The sequence below is a fragment of the uncultured Nostoc sp. genome (assembly GCF_964245575.1).
Taxonomy (GTDB): domain Bacteria; phylum Cyanobacteriota; class Cyanobacteriia; order Cyanobacteriales; family Nostocaceae; genus Nostoc.
The window spans coordinates 1,842-20,220 of record NZ_CAXTNP010000141.1 but is presented as its reverse complement, the minus strand read 5'-3'; the positions used below and the strand labels follow the sequence as shown (position 1 = coordinate 20,220).

Genomic DNA, 18,379 nt, shown 5'->3' with positions numbered 1-18,379 from the left:
ATATATAATGAAATTTTTGATCATGAATCATCAAAAAAGGAGCATTTAGAGGGGCTATTTTTTTTAGATAAACTAAAAAATATTTGCGATCGCCAACTCGCAATTCTAAATCCAATTCCTATCGGTACTGGTTTTTTGGTTGGAGTTACTCATTTAATTACTAATAATCATGTAATTCATAACAAAGAAATAGCTAGTCAGTGTGTTGCTCAATTTAATTATACTGAAGATAATCTTGGTTATACTCAAAAAACTATAGATTATGAGTTTGATCCTGATATTTTCTTTGTTAAGGAGCCAAATTTAGACTATGCGCTGATACAGCTAAAGTCGAGCATGTTTGCCCGACAAGCTGGATACAACTTCGATTGGATTCAGTTAATTGAAGATGACATGAATATTTGTCCTGCTTTAAAGGATAGTCTATTAAAAAATATTGATGATAAAGTTAAGGAAATTGTCTCATCTTCCCCGGATAACAAACGTGGAGATAATATTATTATTGTTCATCATCCTAAAGGTAAACAAAAGAAGATTGATATAAGTAATAATCCAGTTACTGAAGATGGATTGTATAAAGACTTTCTCAGATACAAAGTAGATTCTGATTATGGTTCATCTGGTGGTCTTGTTGTAAATACAAAGTGGGAGGCAGTAGCATTACATCATGCCGCTATACCCAACAAAGATAATAAAGCTCAAAAGCTTATTGTTCAACAAGGTGTTAGAATTTGTCGAATAGTTGAAGATTTAAAGAACAAAAGTTTCAATGATTCTAAACTGGCAAGCTTTATCGAAGACTTTGTAGTTACCTCTGAACAGTTGAATTATCCACCATTGCCATCTGCACTTGAGTTTAATGGAGAAAATAGTTATGTTAATTTAGGTTTTCATGATTTAGATATTAATGAAGGAATTACATTTGAGGCATGGATCAAACGTAATTCCATGTCTGGGGACGCAACAATAGTTAGTCAAGTTAGTCAGAGTTCAGTTTTTTCTCTGTATTGGGAAAAAGGAAAGATTTGGGTAAATGTGAAGTCACAGTCAAAAAAACATTTTACTAAAGAAGCTGTTTTAAATGATAATAATTGGTGTCATGTTGCACTTACATTAAAACAACAAACAATTGAGGTATATCTAGATGGAAAACTGCTAGAAATTGAAGGCTCACAAACTTACCAAAATATTGAGGAATCTAACAATAACCTACTTCTTGGTAGGGATAAAGTTAGTTATTTTAATGGTTTAATGGCTGAAGTCCGAGTATGGAAAATAGTCCGCAGTTATGCTGCAATTAAGGCAAATATGTATCGACGGTTGGCTAAAAATGAGTATAAACAACTGACGGGTTACTGGCGTTTTGAAGAAGCTGAAGGTTATAAGGTAGAGAATTTAGCTAAAGATAATACTTCTACTGCAATAGAAGAATCGAAGTGCAATGGGTTTAAAGATTTCGGTTTGGAGTGGAATGGAAAAAATGATTACATTGATTGCGGTAAAGATAAAAAATTTAATTTTGAAAATGAAATTACCATCGAAGCATGGGTTAAGAGTAGTGAAGAATCCCAAAGGGGAATCATTGTTAACCAAGGGGGTAGTTGGAATGAGAATGGTTATTGCCTATGGCAATTTGACGAAAATATTCGTGTAGAACTACATAATGAAAATGACAAAATAGTCGTTGATACGGTAGCTCCTTTTTTAAATGATAAAAATTGGCATCATGTTGCATTTACTTGGTCTGGAAAATCGGACTCAAAGGAAATTCAAATATATATTGATGGAGAAAAACAACTGACTAAAACTCAACAACCTGATGGACAGTCTGCTCCAATGTTTCAAGGGCCTATTGGAAAACCCCAGGTAAACTTAAATATCGGTCACGCTCAGGATTATGAATATTATTTCAACGGTGCGATTGCGGAAGTCCGTCTTTGGAACATAGCCCGTACAGAGGATGAAATCAAGGAAAATAAGGATAAGCAGTTAAAAGTTGACAAACAAGAATTAGTTGGTTACTGGCGACTTGATGAAGAAGAGGGAGACACTGCAAAGAACCCAGTACCCGAAGGTAGTGATGGGATAGTTCGTGGGGGAAAATGGTTGAAGCCCTATTGTCTCCTCGCCAATAATCAAGGTGCATTTGGTGTAGCATATAGAACAAATAGATTAAAAGCATCTCAGTATCCAGGTTTACCTCTGCCATTTGATTTAAAGTTTAATAAGAAAGGTGATCGCGTCGATTGTGGCAATGATAATTTGTCTGTTAGTAAAGCAATTACCGTTGAGGCATGGTTTAAACACAAGTTCGGTAATTGTGTGATTGTTAGCCGAGTTGACGATCGTCACAATGGCTACTCCCTATCCTGGAATAGCGGCAGAATCCGTGTAGCATTGCAGAGTCAAAACTCCTCAGAGAAAAAATTCGTAGTAGTTTATACAAAAGAGAATGCTCCACAGGATAGTGTGTGGCATCACATTGCATTTACTTGGGAGCAAAACTGGGAGCAAAACTCACATGAGGTTTCGCTTTATATCGACGGCAGAATTCAGGATTGTGTAGTGGAAGGGTCTTCCGAGACTATCGTTTTTGCAGGACAGACTAGAAGTATCGGTTTATTTACAGGTTCACTAGATAACCTGACAGCAAATTTCTTGATTGGTTGCAAGGAAGAGAAAGAAACTTATTATAATGTAGCGATCGCTGATGTCCGACTCTGGAATGTAGCCCGCACTCAGGATGAAATCAAAGCAAATATGTCTCGGCGGTTGAGGTTGACTGGCGAAAATAATGATTTGTATGATCCGTGTGGTTCGCAAATTTTAGTTGGTTACTGGCGACTGGATGACGGCGGCGAGGATAACTCAGAGGTACAGAACCTTGTACCTAACAGCCAGCCTGGTAAGATTATCGGCGCAACTTGGTTTCCTCAGCCACCTAAGCTAATTGAGAACAGAGATACAACCAACTAAGAAAATAATAGTGTTCGGTAGTGCTAAGTGTTGAGTAGTACTGCACAGTTAAATTATGCTGAAGTTGATTTAGGCATTAACACTGGGGTCAAGTATTCAGCAATTCCTGCCATGCGAATGTTAACACAGCCTAACTTGTAGGCAAACTCAACTGACTCGCCTGCGCCCAAAGCGTCATAAAAACCCACAGCAAATTCAATTGCTGCTACGTCACCAATAGCTTTATTCATGCCAATCACGTAAGGGACATGAGGAGCGATCGCCGAAGCTTGTACTTGTGAGTAGCAGGCATTGAGTATAATGCACTCTAGTTTGTCTGAGAACAATTCAAATAAACTTGCTAAAGCCTCTGTATCTACTAACTTTGCGGTTCCAGTTTCATCTTCTAGTACCAAGCCTTCTTCACCACCCCCATGACCGGAAAAATGAACAATCTGAGGTTTGAAGTCTAGCAAGGCACGCTGGATATCTCTAGTCCGCACAGCCCATCTCTGCTCTAGTACAAATTGATCCCGCCGTTTAGCTCTTTGTAATCCAGCGTCAATTTCTCGCATTTCCTCATCTAGGCGTAGTCTAGATGTACCTTTGGGATTGGCTGCTAAAAATAAGATAGTTTTTGCCGTCGATGCCTGAGTTGCAGCCGGAGAATTTTGGGTTTGTGCCCCCTGAATTCTCTCGTTGTAATGAATTGAACCAGAACCAGTCAGGTTGGTAATTGAACTGTCTGAAATGTTGAAGATATTCTGTGCCGAAGGTGAATCTGACTGAGACATAAGAAATCACTACTCTCCATACTTAAGGAAACTATTAGGATTTTTAGTAAATCAGAAATGTCGATGTTAAGTCGATTATTGACTATGAAAGAAGCTATAAATGAGCGTGGAAAGACGTATGGACTAATAGCGATCGCCTTTGCGATCGTGATAGTCTTGGAATATTTAACACCACCTGAGTACGTATTTGGCTACCTCTACACAGGGACGATTTTGTTAGCAGATTCACGATTGAATCGGGGTGCTGTATTGGGGATCACTCTTGCAGCTACAGGATTAACATTATTGAATTTGTTTGTTCCCGGAGGAGAAATGATTGATCCCCCAACATTGGCAAATAGGTTGATTGCAGTATTGGCGTTGATGGTAACGGGTTGGTTAAGCGATCGCAACCACCGCAATGAAGAAGCGATCGCTTATACGCAAGCACAATTACGCTCCCAAGAACAACTAGCTACCATGCGTGAAGATTTTGTTTCTACCCTAACGCATGATTTGAAAACACCCCTATTAGGAGCAATTGAAACGCTGAAATATTTGCAAAATGAGCAATTTGGTGAAATCACGCCAATGCAAGCAAAAGTCCTACAAACAATGGCTCGTAGTCATCGGAGTACACTGCAATTAGTCCAAACGCTTTTAGATGTATACCGCAATGATGCCGAAGGGCTGAAACTACAGTTATCACCTGTTAATTTGGTAACTGTGGCGGAAGAGATAATCGCCACCCTGGCTGAACTAGCGAAAACACGTCAGGTTTATATTTCTCTCCACTATGGCGAATCAGATTTTCGCAGCTTTCTTTGGGTAAACGGCGATCCTTTGCAACTGGGGCGAGTCTTTACCAATCTCCTAAGTAATGGCATAAACCATACCCCCCGTGGCGGTAAAGTAGAAGTAGTACTTGAAAGTTATTCTAGCGATCAAGTAGTAAAAATACTTGATACTGGTTCCGGCTTTACCGAAGAAGAGTTACCCCACTTGTTTGAAAGGTTTTATCAAGGACATAGCGATCGCCACGTCTCAGGATCTGGACTAGGGCTTTATTTAACCAGGCAAATTATTACTGCTCATGGGGGTACAATTTGGGCAGAGAATCGCTCACCACGAGGCGCACTGTTTGGTTTCCGACTCCCTGCTTGTCCACCACCGGAAAGATGAGGAGGGGGCAGGGGGCAGGGGAAAATAATAATTCCTAACTCCTGACCAATGACTAATGACCAATGACCAATGACCAATGACCAATAACAAATGACGAAAATCTTACTCGTTGAAGATGATGAATTGTTTCGGCTTGGTCTGCGGATGCGGTTGCAACAAGAAACCACTTTGGAGATTCTCGCAGAGGCAGAAGATGGGGAACAAGCTGTAGAATTAGCAAATCGCTATCCCCTGGATTTGGTCTTGCTGGATATAGGTTTACCGGGGATTGGCGGGATTGAGGCTTGTCGCCAAATCAAGCAGAAGCACCCAAATTTACCAATTCTTGTTTTAACCTCTCGTTCTGAAAAACCCCTGATTTCGCGGTTAATTGCCGCCGGGGCACAAGGTTACTGCCTCAAAGGGATTCCGGCTGAGTCTCTGATATTAGCAGTGCGATCGGTTGCAGCAGGAGCTTCTTGGTGGGATCAAACGGCAACAACAGAAATTAGAGCAGCTTTTGAGGGCAATTCTACCGTGGTGCTGCCTGCAAAAACTGAGGAATCTTTAGAAAATCCCTTAACCAAGCGGGAGCAAGAAATTTTGGCACTCGTAGCAACTGGCAAAAGCAATCAAGAAATTGCTGAGATTCTCTACATTGCCCCTGGTACAGTGCGGGTTCATGTCCATACTATTTTGCAGAAACTAGAAGTACGCGATCGCACTCAAGCCGCAGTTTTAGCTATCCAAAAAGGATTAGTAGCACCAGAATTATTAATTAAGTAAATTAAAATTCAAACTTTCAAATTCAATCTTAAAAAACTAAACTTGTTTCGTCCGACTTTGTAAAGCTGATGAGATGGCGAATCTAACTATTCAGCAGTTAAGCAAAGTCTTGCTCTTTTAACTGGAATTCATGCATCAACTTTAAACCAGGACTATTTCATTATTTTTAGCATTTCACTTTAATAATATTTTCTTTCTTTCTTTCTTTCTTTCTTTCTTTGTGTCCTTTGCGTCCTTCTCTAACGAGACACTGCGCGATTGCGGTTCGTTCCTCATATAGTTGTTTGGCGCATGTTAATACAGAATTGGTATTACCCCAAGTAAATTACATAATATTGATGGGGTCTACATCTATTGTTAAACTAACAGATTGGGGACAAAGCGATCGCACTTCTTCCCAATCTGGCAATTGTGGTAATGCATCGGGGGCAAATTTAATCAATATCTGCCAGCGATAACGATTAGCTACCCGCAAAATACTTGCTGGTGCTGGGCCTAATATCTCGATTTCTTCTTCTGTACTCAAGGTTGTGGCAATTATTTGCGCGGTATTTTGCACTTGAATAGGATCGAGACTACTTAAGCGCAATAAAATTAACCGCCCATAAGGAGGATAATTGAGGGCTTGGCGTTGTTCTAATTCAGCTTGGGAGAAAGAGTGATAATCGTGCGATCGCACTGCTGCAATTACCTGATGCTCTGTAGTATAAGTTTGTACAATCACCCTCCCCGGATCATCGCCTCTACCAGCACGTCCAGCTACTTGAGTCAAGGTTTGAAATGCCCGTTCACTGGCGCGATAATCTGATAAATTTAGCAATCCATCGGCGGCGACAACGCCCACAAGTGTTACCTGTGGTAAATCCAATCCTTTGGTGAGCATTTGCGTACCTACTAACAAATCTGCTTCGCCGTTGGCAAACTGGGTAAGTAGGGTACGGTGTGAACCTTTGTTGCGAGTGGTATCGCTATCAAAACGAATCAAGCGTAACTCTGGGAACTGTCGCGCTAGTTCCTGTGTTACTCGCTGAGTACCGCTACCGAAAAATTTCAGGTAAGGGGAACTGCAATCAGGGCAGTATTTGGGATGCGATCGCGCATAATTACAATAATGGCAGCGCAATAATTCCGGCGCTTTTTCTTCGGTGTGGTGATACGCTAACGATACGTCACAGTACGGACATTCCAACACATATCCACAACTGCGGCAAGATACAAAAGTACTGTGTCCCCGCCGATGGATAAATAAAATTCCCTGTTGTTTTCTCTCTTGTAACTGTTGCAAAGCAACTTGGAGCGATCTACTAAATATAGAACGATTTCCCTGCTGCAACTCTTGCCGCATATCGACTATTTCCACGGGCGGTAAAGGGCGGGAGTTGATGCGTTCGGGCAAACTTAAGTAATAACTCCTGCCTGCTGCCTCCTGCCTCCTCACGCTTACCCAACTCTCCAACGAAGGGGTAGCGGAACCCAACAGCAAGGGGCAATTTTCTAATTCTGCTCGCCACTGGGCGACGGTACGGGCGTGGTAGGTGGGTATGGGGGAGTCTTGCTTAAAGCTGCTGTCGTGTTCTTCATCTAAAATAATTAAACCCAGGTTGGGCAAAGGAGCGAAAACGGCGCTACGAGTACCAATGACAACTTGTGGTTCTCCTGTGAGCATTTGTCGCCACGTGTCGTAACGTTCACCATCAGAGAGGGCGCTGTGATAGACGCTGACTTTATTACCAAAACGGGCACGAAAACGATCAGTTAGCTGGGGTGTGAGTCCAATTTCTGGGACTAAAACAAGGGCGGATTTGCCTTGGTTGAGGAGAGGTGCGATCGCTTGCAAATATACTTCTGTTTTTCCTGAACCTGTCACCCCATGCAACAAAACTTCAGCAAATTTATCTAGTGTTTGGATTGTTTCTAAGGCGCTAGCTTGGGCAGTAGTTAAAAATTTAGCCCCATCGCCTGCTAATGCTGGCCCCTGTTCGGTTCGCAATACTTCCCGTTCTTCGATGACGATGTAACCCTTTTGTGCCAACGTTTTGAGGATAGAAGAACTAGCATTGCAAATTTGTAGTAATTCATTTTGCCACAACTCGCCATTATGCCGCCGCAGCACTTCCAAAATCTCTCGTTGGCGAGTAGTTAAGTCGTGGTCGATTGTACCTGTAAGTGTGACTGCTTTTTGCAGCTTTGGTCGAGTTTGTCGCGGCGGTTCTAAGTAGCTTTCTACTAAACCGAATCGCAGCAACTCCCGAATTCCCCGATAGGCAGATTTGACTTTTTGTTGGAGGTAGACAAAACTGTAGTCTCCCGCCGGTTGCGCTTGTAAAAGTTCCCAAACTTGCCGTGCAGTTGGAGTCATAAAAGCTAAAGGATCAGGAGATGCCAGTAAATAACTACTCCCCCCTGCCCCTCTGCCTCCAACAAGGCGGATACGACGCTGCGATCGCCCCAGCAACCCTGGTGGCAGAGCAACCCGGATCACTTGAATTAAGGGCGTATAGTAATATGCAGCAACTCGATTGAGTAATTCCCAATAAGCACTTGAGAAAAATCCCACGCTGACTATATCTTCTACTTCCCGGATTTTTTCTGGTGGTAAATCGACATTTGGTTGTGCCAGTAACCGAATAGCGATCGCTCCTAATTGTTGTGCCCCAAATGGCACGCTTAAAATATCTCCTGGTTTTATTTCTAACTGGGCTGGTAATCGATAAGTAAATAGTCCTGTACTTCCTGGACAGTCTACCAGTACTTCAACCCACCTATTAACAGTTGTACCTGACTGGTATGATTCACTAGCTTGGGCTACCAATAAAGGAGATAATTTTACGTCATTAATGTACATAGTTTTTGACTTTATAGTTAGATATTTCCCTCACATAGCTGGTCAAAAATAACCAAGCTAAATTAAGTCTAAACTTTTATTTTTTTAGACTTAAATGGTATTTCCCAATACTGTTATCCTTCATAATACTTGATAAGTTTCCTCTTATGTAATCTACTAGACAAATTCGTATCAACTATACATGCAATAAATATTTGGTACCCACTATACAAAGAAAAGCATGTCAGCCCTTTCTGCAACAGTTGCTCTATCTACTAAATAGGGAGTAGCCTTTTTCCGCCTATCGATAGATATTCAACCCTTTCTGTATATGAGATGCTTTTATACAAATAAGAATATCTGGAAATTAGGCTGCCATTATTATAATTTCTCTCATCTTGGTAACTTGAAATCAGAAATGCATAACTCCAACACCAGGTTTTTAATTTATCCAGTGATTTCCAAGGTATAAACATTAAAAATCTTTATAAAGATAATAATATATGATATATGAAAATTTAAGATACTTGGATGGTTAGCTGAGATTTATATGTTTGTTAAGCGTTGAGAAAGTTTGAGGGGGTTTGACATATTTGGTAATTAAGAAAAAAATGAAGAATATAATCTGTTAGGAGCCTGAGAATAAAGTTTTGTTGGGTGCGAAGGCCAGTTTAGTTATAGGTTGTATCTAACTGTAACCCATAGATGTTTAAGTAGATGCCGATTTTCATTCTTGAATAAAAATTAGCATAAGCCTGTATTTCGCTATATAAACGGGTGCATTCGTCCCTTAGGGAAAACTACCAAGCCTCAAACGAGTAGCAGTAACTAAATTATGTACCAAACAAAGCAACAATCCCTAAAGGAAACTATGAATATTGTTAAATTGGGAGAAATGGAAATACTGGAGAATACTGCTGATATTGAAGAACCATCACTCGATATTTTAGAAGCAGTGCCAGATGAAGAGATTCCAATTGTAGTAGAAAATCTGGAATCAGACGAACGCGACGGGGATGAGATGGCTGCCGCCCGTCCTTCGGGATACAATAAAACCGAGCATGATGATGCCGTCGGCGCGTTTTTTAAAGAAATGGCGCGTTATCCGCTTCTAAAAGCTGATGAAGAGGTAGAGTTAGCACGGCGAGTTAGGTTTCTAGAAGAAGTTAGGGAATTACAAGCAGCCTTACAATTAAAACTGGGACAAGAACCTAGCAAGGTAGAGGTGGCTTCCGAGCTAGAAATGACGGAAAAGCAATTAGAAAATCGCTTGTATCAAGGTAGAGTAGCGAAACGCAAAATGATTCGCTCGAATCTGAGATTGGTAGTTTCTATTGCTAAACGATACCTGAATCGGGGAGTGCCTTTTCTGGATTTAATTCAAGAAGGAGCGATGGGTTTAAATCGCGCTACAGAAAAGTTTGATCCAGATAAAGGATATAAGTTTTCTACTTACGCCTATTGGTGGATTAGACAAGCGATTACCAGAGCTATAGCTAACGATGCGCGGACAATTCGGCTACCTATTCATATTGTTGAAAAGCTTAACAAGCTGAAAAAAGCACAACGAGAACTCAAGCAGAAACTTTGCCGCAATCCTACCGAAGGAGAAATGGCAGAAGCTTTAGAAATTAGTGTGCAACAACTACGTCAGCTACAACAGCTACGCCGTCAAGCACTTTCTCTCAACCACCGCGTCGGTAAAGAAGAAGACACGGAATTGATGGATTTGCTAGAAGATGAAGATAACCTGTCTCCAGAAGCAAAAATGAATGAAAACATGATGCGTCAGGAGATTTGGGAAGTCTTGGGTGACGTATTAACTCCACGGGAGAAAGATGTAATTTCTCTGCGCTATGGTTTGACAACCAGCGAACCCTGTACGTTAGAAGAAGTTGGCAATATGTTCAATCTTTCTCGTGAGCGAGTGCGACAAATTCAAAGCAAAGCCATGCGAAAATTGCGCCGTCCCCACATAGCTAAACGTTTAAAAGGTTGGTTGATTTAATTACATTTCAGAAGATAGAGATGTAATACCTGATCTAATTAGCTTCATTAACGAACATGGATCAAATAAAGTGCAAAACTTTACTTTAAACCTCGTAGGGTGTGTTATCGCGTAGCGTAACGCACCATCCAAGATTTTAGGTGCGTTAGGACAAATGCCAGTAACACACCTTACAAAACTTGCTCTTTATTAAATCCACATTCTTAACGAATGAAGGCAAGCTTGTATCTGCTATATTTCTTAAGCTTTATCTATTGCAAATTACAAAAACAGGGCGTTTTGTACCTTTTTTCTGCTTTTCTTTAGTCATTAGTTAAAAAAACTTGCACAGTTGCCTATAGACTATGGACTATGAACTATAGACTATAGACTAATGACTTTACGTAGCAATTTGATTGTGCGTTTTGCTGAACCAACTGATTACAGCGTACTGTTTAAATTAATTCAGGGGCTGGCTGAGTATGAAAAATTATCTCACGCTGTCACTGGCAATGCTCTCGAACTTAAAGAGCATTTATTTGGTTCGCACAAATATATAGAAGCGATTTTAGCAGAATCTGCGGGCCAAGCTGTTGGTTTTGCCCTATTTTTTCATAATTATTCAACATTTTTGACCAAGCCAGGAATTTATCTGGAAGACTTATTTGTTTTACCAGAATATCGCAGGCAAGGTATTGGTAAGGCTCTCCTTACTAAAGTAGCTCAGATAGCTGTAGAACGTGATTGTGGGCGGTTAGAGTGGAGTGTGCTGGATTGGAACGAATCAGCTAAAGAATTCTACCGTAGTATGGGAGCATCTATATTAGATGATTGGCAAATTTGTCGTGTCACAGGAGATATGCTTACTCAGTTAGGGGCTGTCAACTAAAGAACAAAGGATGAAAATTGTCCTGCTTCATTCTTTATATTTCATCCTTAAACGCTTATCATTTATTGGTTATAAAATATTAAATTTTATATAAATTTGGATTTTCATTATTAGCGTAGATGCAAACTAGCTTGTCGCCAGACATCGTTCTGTGCTAACAACCCTAAATTTAAAACCTCGAATATTCAAAATCCAAAAAAATGATAGCAAAGTTTGACAGCTTGTCATTTGACTATAGCAGCACCTCAATTGACAATTATGGAGGATATTGCAGAGAGAACACGAAATGAAAAAAATTATTACAGTGATGCTGTTAGGCATAGCAATCTTCACCTTTGCCTTCAGTAGTCCAGCTTTGGCTGGAGATGCTGTTAGTGGAGCTAAAGTATTTAGTGCTAATTGTGCCTCTTGTCACGCGGGAGGTAAAAATCTGGTTCAAGCTCCCAAGAACCTGAAGAAGGACGCTTTAGAAAAGTATGGTATGTACTCAGAGGAGGCGATTATCGCCCAAGTTACAAAAGGTAAAAATGCCATGCCTGCTTTCGGCAGTCGTTTAAAAGCTAACCAGATTGAAGATGTAACTGCTTATGTGCTTTCACAAGCAGATAAGGACTGGAAGTAGACTAAAATCTAACTTCAATAATTAACAATTTGCGGGGCTTTTTGTCCCGCTAATTTTAAGGTTGCCGAAATTTTCAAATAGGATGCTGATACCAATTTTGGATTAAGAGTCTTGGCAAAAAGACTGTTCCAAAAACATTAAACAATACTCCCTATCCTCATTTGGTATTATGAGTTATTTGTGGCGATTATTTCTCAGTGTAGTTATTGCTTTACCGCTTACTTTTCTGACTTTACCTGCACATTCATCACCCATATCTATCACGCAAATTACAGGGGCTGATTTCTTGGAATTGGGTATAGATAATATGCGGCGGGGTAATTACCAGGAAGCAATAGAGAATTTGAACCAGGCAATTGACGTTGAGAAAGATTTTGCTGTAGCTTATAGCGATCGCTGTCTGGCTTATCTCCAATTACAAGATTACCATCAAGCTGTTACAGATTGTACTCAAGCAATAAATTTTGCACCGGATAACTTTGAAGCTTATCTGAACCGGGGAGTAGCACACTACAGACAAGGAGATTATCCAGCTGCCATTGTCGATCTTAATCGAGCCGTTGCACTTAAACCATCCGATTTTCGAGCTTACTACAACCGAGGGCTAGCCCGTGCTGGAGATGGGAAAGACTTTGAGGCAATTCTTGACTTTAATTTAGCTTTAACTCAAATTAAGAGAATCAGCAGCTTAATGCTTGCAGATATTTACAATGACAGAGGTTTAGCGCATTTTGCCTTGCAAGATATCCAAGCAGCCATGCTCGATTTTAATCTAGCAATTCGTCTCAATGCTAACGATTATAGAGCGTACTTTAATCGGGGTTGTGCTTGCGGAAGAAACGGCGATAACTTTGGTGCAGTGCGTGATTTTTCCCAAGTTATCAGACTTAACCCAAGTAATGCCCAGGCTTATGTTAATCGGGGAGTAGCTCACTATCGCTTAGGATATCATTTAGGAGCGATGTCTGATTTACAAAAAGCATCTGAGTACTATGAACAGCAAGGAAAAAAAGTTGCTTACGAAAAAACTCTAGATTTACTGAAGAGTTTGCGACAACAAATTTCGTCTGTAACGGAAATCGCTCTTTTCTAAAACTGTAAGGGTTATACAGGGTATCCACCAGCTTGAAAAATCTGTTCGGCGGTTAAATTTAATTCCGGGAAAGTAGGTGAGATAATGCGATCGCTATCTCGAAACTGGCTGACTTGGTATTCTCCATCAATTAAGGTGTAAAGCGAAACAGTTGGTTGTTTGGGGTTGCCAATAAATCGCCTACCGCCTAAAGCAGCATAGTCTACAATCCAGTATTCTGGAATGCCTACAGCTTCATAATCAGCAGCTTTTTTTAAATAATCATCACGCCAATTGCTACTCACTACCTCAACTACTAAAGATATTGATTCCGCTTGGCTTACAGTAGATTCTTTTTTCCATAGAGGTTCGTTTCCCAAATTAGGAAGATTTAATATCAGTATATCTGGAGAGTAAGCCGATTCACTTTCAAACGGTTTTACTAGTACTGTTTTTGGGATGCCATAGGGCAGGCTAATGCGACTATATTCTAGAATGAATTTCTGGACTAAAAATACGATAATCTCTTCATGGTCGCCTGTTGGTTGGGACGTTTCGACTATTACTCCATCATGCAATTCATAACGTTTTCCTGTGTTATCGGGATATCTAGCAACGAATTCATCGAATGTAACTAGTTTGCGTAAGGTTTGAATCATAAATTATTGCCTTCTATTGTGTTTGTGAAGCATCCAGTTTTCTCAATCCTAACGTAATTGGTAATTGCTACAAGATAAGCACTTTGAGGCTTATTCCCCTTAGCCTTTTGCAGCCTAGCTTGCTTATGAAGCCCAATATCTCTAGCCCTTGGAGAGCGCACATCTGGGAAGTTGACCGCCTGAGACAGAAGAAAAGATATCTCAAGGCAGATTGAGATCATATTACCAGTAGAACCGAGATCACACTTCAATTAGTACATATCGGCTAAAGTCAATATTTATATTTCAATATAACAAATGCTCATATAGGAACTTAAACTATGACAATGAAGAGAGGAGACCGCAGAGATTCTAATTATGACAATGCTATTAATAATCCTCGCTCACGGCAGAAAGAACCAGCTTCTTATCATGAGCTTAAACTTTCATTGATGACTGTTCGCGCCAATTTTGAGGAAGCTGCATCTCAACGCGATGAAGCAGAACAACGTGCAAAAGAAACTGCTTCACAACTGGTTCATGTTCAGCAAAAGATTCAAACTTACCAAATCGAGGCTAATAAGCTAAAAGAGCTTGTTACTAAAAATTATCGCTTTTATATTGATGAGCAAGAAAATCATCAATATACGCTCTACCTTTACAACGAAGAAAAAGCGAAGATATCCCAGCTAGTTCATGTTCATCAGCAAGAGATCCAAACTTGCCAACTCGAAGCTAATGAACTAAAAGAGCGAGTTACTCAAAATTACCAGTTTTATGTTGATGAACAACAAAGTCATCAACAAATCCTCTACCTCTACAACGAAGAAAAAGCGAGAGTTACTAAATTGCTTACTAAATATGAGTCAGTAAAGTCTGAACGAGAAATGTATTTGGGTTTATACAATGAGGCTAAAGCAGAACTCAAGCATGAGCGACGTTCCAAAGCTGGTATTAAGGGATGGGAAACTCGCCGGAAAGCCGAGAATGAACGACTAAAACGGGAAATTGCCCAGATGGTTGTGCTACTGCGTGAATCCTTAGAAAGTAAGGATGAAGCAGTAAACAGTCTTTACGTTGTAGCAGAGCGTATGGATCGGATTCAATCTCTAGTTGATTCGGTAGAAGAAGAAACAACTAACAATCCTATGGGTTTGGTACAAAAGTTTAAACGCATCTGGCTGGCTATTAAAGATATACTTTCTGAATAAATAAGCATACTCATGAGCAAAAAATCACTCCCAACCACGCAAAAAAAAGGTAAAGCGAGGTTGGGAGATCAAATTCGCAGTATTGCTGATCGCCTTAAACAAGAGACTGATGTACAGATAAAAGCAACTTCTAAGATTTTAGGGGCTGCTGCTCAAATTGCCGAAAATCATGATCGACTTATTACTGAAGTCGTTGATGTGGTTGAGTCAGACCTTAATCTAGAAAACCAGGTATCTCAAAAGCATATTTATACTGTTGATATTCTGAAGCAACAGTTTAAAACATTACGGAATGCAAAGGCTCACTTTAACTTGAAAGTTAGTAGTTGGGAATCACTTGTTAATAAATTAAATGCTACATCTTGCGAAACAACTATCAAACAGAATAAACCTCCATCAAATCAGGTTTTGACAGACAATCATATAAAAAACATTGAAGATAATTACAATAATTTTAAAAAGTTGATAGTTTTGTTAGAACCTGATGTTGCAGAAATGTTTCCCAATTCGGAAGCAGTAAATGAGGCTCTGCGTTTTCTCATTAGAGTTGCAAGTAAAAATTGTTTTTAAAACTGTAAAGTTGTATCCATATAAATTGTAGATAATTCACGCAATTAAAAACTGCTATAGCCCTACTTAATCATTTGTGAACAACAAGATTCCCCGATCTCTCAGAGAAATCGGGAATCTGAGTCGTGGAAATATGACAGCGTGTCTTTTGACATGATTTTACTATTACAGCAACAATATTATGTGGTGACGGTTTTTAGTTGGTGTGAAAGAGAACGTGAAAAAGGATTTTTTGTTGCTAACAGTTGCTTTTCCGAGTTTACTTATAGCGTTTCCTGGCTTTGCTGTTGAAAGTGAAATTAAGCAGAGAATTACTGATAAATCAACCGAAGTAATTTCAGATATTCCGAGTTTAAGTGACATTGAGCTACCCGCTATTAATGCCGAATTATTAACTCAACAATCTGCACCGAGTGAAGTTAATCCAGAAACTCAGCCAGAAACAGAGCAAACTCCGAGCGATGATGCAGAGATTTCTATAGAAGTGATCGCAGAACCAGATAACCTACCTCAATCTACTCCAACTTACGTAATTGATCAAGAAGAAATTCAAAAGCAGGGCGCTACAAGTTTAGCCGATATTTTGAAAAGAATGCCTGGTTTTGCGATCAATGATGTAGGTCATGGTGCAGATACTCACACAGGTACATACTATCGTGGAGCCTCAATTAATCAGTCTGTATTTCTGATTAATGGCAGACCAATTAACAATAATGTTAACACTTATCATGGTGGAACTGACTTAAATAGCATTCCTGTAGAGGCTATTGAACGAGTGGAATTATATAGCGGTACAGCTTCTGCTTTGTATGGTTCATCAGCTTTTGGGGGAGTTGTGAATATCATCACCAAGGAAGGTTATGGCAAACCTAAATTGAGTGCTAGTGCAGAATTTGGCTCATTAAGTTTAAATAATCAACAAGTAACTTATGGTGGTTCATCTGATAATGTCAAGTACAACTTTAGCTTTGAAAGATTCTTTACAGATAACCGTTACCGCGTTCCTGTAGGTGCAGCAAATCGTGATGAACAGGGATTTTTATCAAATGCAGACACAGCTACAAGTACTTATTTTGGTAGCATTGGAGTAGATTTAGATAAGAAAAATTCTCTGAATTTAGATGTTACTAAACTCAGCAGTCGTCGCGGCTTAATTTATTTTGGGTTCCCTCTCCAAAGAGATAGATTAGACCACGATGGTTTAAACGTTGGCTTATCCTGGAAAACTCGGCTAGGTAATGGGGAAAGCTCTAACCTGACAACCTCAATTGGTTATAACCAAGATTATTTCAGCACATACGGCCCTACAGGAGCATTTTACCGTACAGGAGCTTTAGATACACAACAACTCACAGCCAGAGTAGATCATGAGTGGAAAATTACTTCTAATAATAAATTGCGCTGGGGATTAGATTTGAAAAACACCGATTTAAACGGTGATGTTTTGAGTACAGATCCTAGTAGGATTGCCACTAATGAAACTGAAGATAGAAGTTTGTTCAATACAGCTTTATTTGCTGTCAATACTTGGAATATTAGCGAGAATTTTCTGATAGATTTAGGGCTAAGGCAAACCTTTGACAGCCAGTTTGGAAACTATCTTAACCCTAGTGTTGGGTTACGTTATGCTGTCACACCAATAGTAGCAGTGCGTGGAAGTTGGGCAGGGGCACAACGCAATCCTGGGTTAGATCAGTTGTATGTTTATGATACGGTTCATGGTTGGGAACCTAACCCTGATTTAAGACCGGAAACTGGCTCTACTTGGAGTGCGGGAGTAGATGTAAATTTTTCTCAAAATTTGATTGGACAGTTTACTTACTTTGGTAGTAGTATAGGCGATCGCTTGGGAGTCATCGCCGGCAGATGGGAAAACATTGGATTAGTAGATACCAATGGTTTAGAAGCAGCTTTGCAATTTAAAATTGCGGCTGGCTGGTCAACTTTCCTCAACTATACTTATACAGATGCTCAAATAAAAACAGGTACAGAGAGAGGTTTACAGTTAGGTTTGATTCCCTACTCTTTACTACAAACTGGTGTAGGTTATGAAAATGCGGGATGGCAGGCTAACTTATATGTTACCTACAATAGTGGCGCTCGTAGATCCATCTTCGCTAACCCTGGTGACAAGCCTACAGATTTTGCACCATCTTTCGTGAATTTAGATTTGACCGGTCGTATACCTTTAACTACCAATTTAGGATTGACAGTTTATTTAGAAAATCTACTTGGTGAGCAATATGAGCGAGTTAATCGCATATATAGTCCTGGATTCACTTTTCGTCTGGGTTTAAGCGCTAATTTTTAGGTGTCTGCTTTGCTTTCTGTGTTCTCTGTGGCTCTGCGGTTTAAAAGTTATTTATTGAACCACAGAGGTGCAGAGAACACAGAGAAAAGAGGAGTTTTTTGGTAAAGACGACGCACCACTATATAACATCGTGCGTTAGGCTAAAGCCGTAACCTACCCTATTTAAGATTTACTTTTAATCTAAAATATAAAATTGCGATGAGAGCTAGAATTGACAATCAAATACTTTTTATTCACCACGAAGATTTACCAGAGTTTAAGAAGGGTGGTTCGGTGGTGAGAAACTCTTATTTTTGGGCGTTACGTTCAATTGCTGCTCAAGCTTCGCGTTATCGTGATTGGGAATACGAACCGGAGGTTTGGCTAGCACTTTCAAGAATGCTTTTATCTTTTGCTGAATCTGGGTATTTGGGTCTTAGAGAAACCTTGCTGGAGTTTCCTCTATCTCAAGGGGAAATTCCTAGTTTGCTGCGAGATGTATCTACTTTTGAGTAGGGTTGCATAGCTTTTGTTGGCGGAAAACACCGAAATGAGTAAGTCAAATCAACTTTTGCTTGCGGAAAACACCAAAATGAATAAG

General features: G+C 39.9%; 14 protein-coding genes. 11 read left to right on the top strand and 3 right to left on the bottom strand.

Annotated elements, in window-relative coordinates; translation table 11 throughout:
• Positions 1-2,976, top strand: a 2,976-nt coding sequence (locus ACFFAP_RS21535; RefSeq protein WP_375513127.1) for a LamG-like jellyroll fold domain-containing protein, incomplete at its 5' end; no start/stop codon positions are given.
• A gap of 53 nt (positions 2,977-3,029) precedes the next feature.
• On the opposite strand, the gene ACFFAP_RS21530 is transcribed toward ACFFAP_RS21535, so the two are convergent.
• Positions 3,030-3,749: a CHAT domain-containing protein gene (locus ACFFAP_RS21530; RefSeq protein ID WP_375513126.1), complete on the bottom strand. Its 720-nt coding sequence runs from the start codon at positions 3,747-3,749 to the stop codon at positions 3,030-3,032.
• Positions 3,750-3,812: 63 nt separating this feature from the next.
• On the opposite strand from ACFFAP_RS21530, the gene ACFFAP_RS21525 reads away from it, so the two are divergent.
• Both ACFFAP_RS21525 and ACFFAP_RS21520 read left to right on the top strand, forming a co-directional pair.
• A complete protein-coding gene (locus ACFFAP_RS21525) occupies positions 3,813-4,910 on the top strand; it encodes a sensor histidine kinase (protein ID WP_375513125.1) in 1,098 nt (365 codons plus the stop codon).
• A 90-nt stretch (positions 4,911-5,000) separates the two neighbouring features.
• A complete protein-coding gene (locus ACFFAP_RS21520) occupies positions 5,001-5,675 on the top strand; it encodes a response regulator (protein ID WP_375513124.1) in 675 nt (224 codons plus the stop codon).
• Positions 5,676-6,000: 325 nt separating this feature from the next.
• On the opposite strand, the gene priA is transcribed toward ACFFAP_RS21520, so the two are convergent.
• Positions 6,001-8,520, bottom strand: coding sequence for a primosomal protein N' (priA, locus tag ACFFAP_RS21515; protein WP_375513123.1), 2,520 nt, complete (start codon positions 8,518-8,520; stop codon positions 6,001-6,003).
• Between the two features lie 814 nt (positions 8,521-9,334).
• On the opposite strand from priA, the gene ACFFAP_RS21510 reads away from it, so the two are divergent.
• The 4 genes from ACFFAP_RS21510 to ACFFAP_RS21495 all read left to right on the top strand — a co-directional run bounded on the left by ACFFAP_RS21510 (position 9,335) and on the right by ACFFAP_RS21495 (position 13,090).
• The gene (locus ACFFAP_RS21510) at positions 9,335-10,507 is read left to right on the top strand and encodes an RpoD/SigA family RNA polymerase sigma factor (RefSeq protein WP_375513122.1); all 1,173 of its coding nucleotides are present in this window, start codon (positions 9,335-9,337) and stop codon (positions 10,505-10,507) included.
• 373 nt (positions 10,508-10,880) lie between these two features.
• Complete coding sequence (locus ACFFAP_RS21505; protein ID WP_375513121.1) at positions 10,881-11,375, top strand: GNAT family N-acetyltransferase; 495 nt, start codon at positions 10,881-10,883, stop codon at positions 11,373-11,375.
• 286 nt (positions 11,376-11,661) lie between these two features.
• Entirely contained in the window at positions 11,662-11,997 is a 336-nt protein-coding gene (gene petJ, locus ACFFAP_RS21500) for a cytochrome c6 PetJ (protein ID WP_229460895.1), read from the top strand.
• Between the two features lie 169 nt (positions 11,998-12,166).
• Positions 12,167-13,090 carry a tetratricopeptide repeat protein gene (locus ACFFAP_RS21495; RefSeq protein ID WP_375513120.1) on the top strand — a complete coding sequence of 308 codons (924 nt, stop codon included), beginning with the start codon at positions 12,167-12,169 and terminating at the stop codon, positions 13,088-13,090.
• Between the two features lie 11 nt (positions 13,091-13,101).
• Here the strand turns inward: ACFFAP_RS21495 and ACFFAP_RS21490 are convergent, their stop codons facing one another.
• The gene (locus ACFFAP_RS21490) at positions 13,102-13,728 is read right to left on the bottom strand and encodes a Uma2 family endonuclease (protein WP_375513119.1); all 627 of its coding nucleotides are present in this window, start codon (positions 13,726-13,728) and stop codon (positions 13,102-13,104) included.
• Positions 13,729-14,048: 320 nt separating this feature from the next.
• Here ACFFAP_RS21490 and ACFFAP_RS21485 point away from each other — a divergent pair, with 320 nt between their 5' ends.
• From ACFFAP_RS21485 to ACFFAP_RS21470, 4 genes are all read left to right on the top strand, one after another.
• The gene (locus tag ACFFAP_RS21485; RefSeq protein WP_375513118.1) at positions 14,049-14,918 is read left to right on the top strand and encodes a hypothetical protein; all 870 of its coding nucleotides are present in this window, start codon (positions 14,049-14,051) and stop codon (positions 14,916-14,918) included.
• Between the two features lie 12 nt (positions 14,919-14,930).
• A complete protein-coding gene (locus ACFFAP_RS21480) occupies positions 14,931-15,488 on the top strand; it encodes a hypothetical protein (RefSeq protein ID WP_375513117.1) in 558 nt (185 codons plus the stop codon).
• A 217-nt stretch (positions 15,489-15,705) separates the two neighbouring features.
• Complete coding sequence (locus tag ACFFAP_RS21475) at positions 15,706-17,799, top strand: TonB-dependent receptor plug domain-containing protein (protein WP_375513116.1); 2,094 nt, start codon at positions 15,706-15,708, stop codon at positions 17,797-17,799.
• Positions 17,800-17,997: 198 nt separating this feature from the next.
• On the top strand, positions 17,998-18,294 hold the full coding sequence (locus ACFFAP_RS21470) for a hypothetical protein (RefSeq protein WP_375513115.1): 297 nt from the start codon (positions 17,998-18,000) through the stop codon (positions 18,292-18,294).
• Positions 18,295-18,379: the final 85 nt, after the last annotated feature.

Excerpts from the sequence above, each read along its gene's own strand:
- ACFFAP_RS21530 (WP_375513126.1), bottom strand. The coding sequence starts at position 3,749 with ATGTCTCAGTCAGATTCACCTTCGGCACAGAATATCTTCAACATTTCA.
- ACFFAP_RS21525 (WP_375513125.1), top strand. The coding sequence starts at position 3,813 with ATGTTAAGTCGATTATTGACTATGAAAGAAGCTATAAATGAGCGTGGA.
- ACFFAP_RS21520 (WP_375513124.1), top strand. The coding sequence starts at position 5,001 with ATGACGAAAATCTTACTCGTTGAAGATGATGAATTGTTTCGGCTTGGT.
- priA (WP_375513123.1), bottom strand. The coding sequence starts at position 8,520 with ATGTACATTAATGACGTAAAATTATCTCCTTTATTGGTAGCCCAAGCT.
- ACFFAP_RS21510 (WP_375513122.1), top strand. The coding sequence starts at position 9,335 with ATGTACCAAACAAAGCAACAATCCCTAAAGGAAACTATGAATATTGTT.
- ACFFAP_RS21505 (WP_375513121.1), top strand. The coding sequence starts at position 10,881 with ATGACTTTACGTAGCAATTTGATTGTGCGTTTTGCTGAACCAACTGAT.
- petJ (WP_229460895.1), top strand. The coding sequence starts at position 11,662 with ATGAAAAAAATTATTACAGTGATGCTGTTAGGCATAGCAATCTTCACC.
- ACFFAP_RS21495 (WP_375513120.1), top strand. The coding sequence starts at position 12,167 with ATGAGTTATTTGTGGCGATTATTTCTCAGTGTAGTTATTGCTTTACCG.
- ACFFAP_RS21490 (WP_375513119.1), bottom strand. The coding sequence starts at position 13,728 with ATGATTCAAACCTTACGCAAACTAGTTACATTCGATGAATTCGTTGCT.
- ACFFAP_RS21485 (WP_375513118.1), top strand. The coding sequence starts at position 14,049 with ATGACAATGAAGAGAGGAGACCGCAGAGATTCTAATTATGACAATGCT.
- ACFFAP_RS21480 (WP_375513117.1), top strand. The coding sequence starts at position 14,931 with ATGAGCAAAAAATCACTCCCAACCACGCAAAAAAAAGGTAAAGCGAGG.
- ACFFAP_RS21470 (WP_375513115.1), top strand. The coding sequence starts at position 17,998 with ATGAGAGCTAGAATTGACAATCAAATACTTTTTATTCACCACGAAGAT.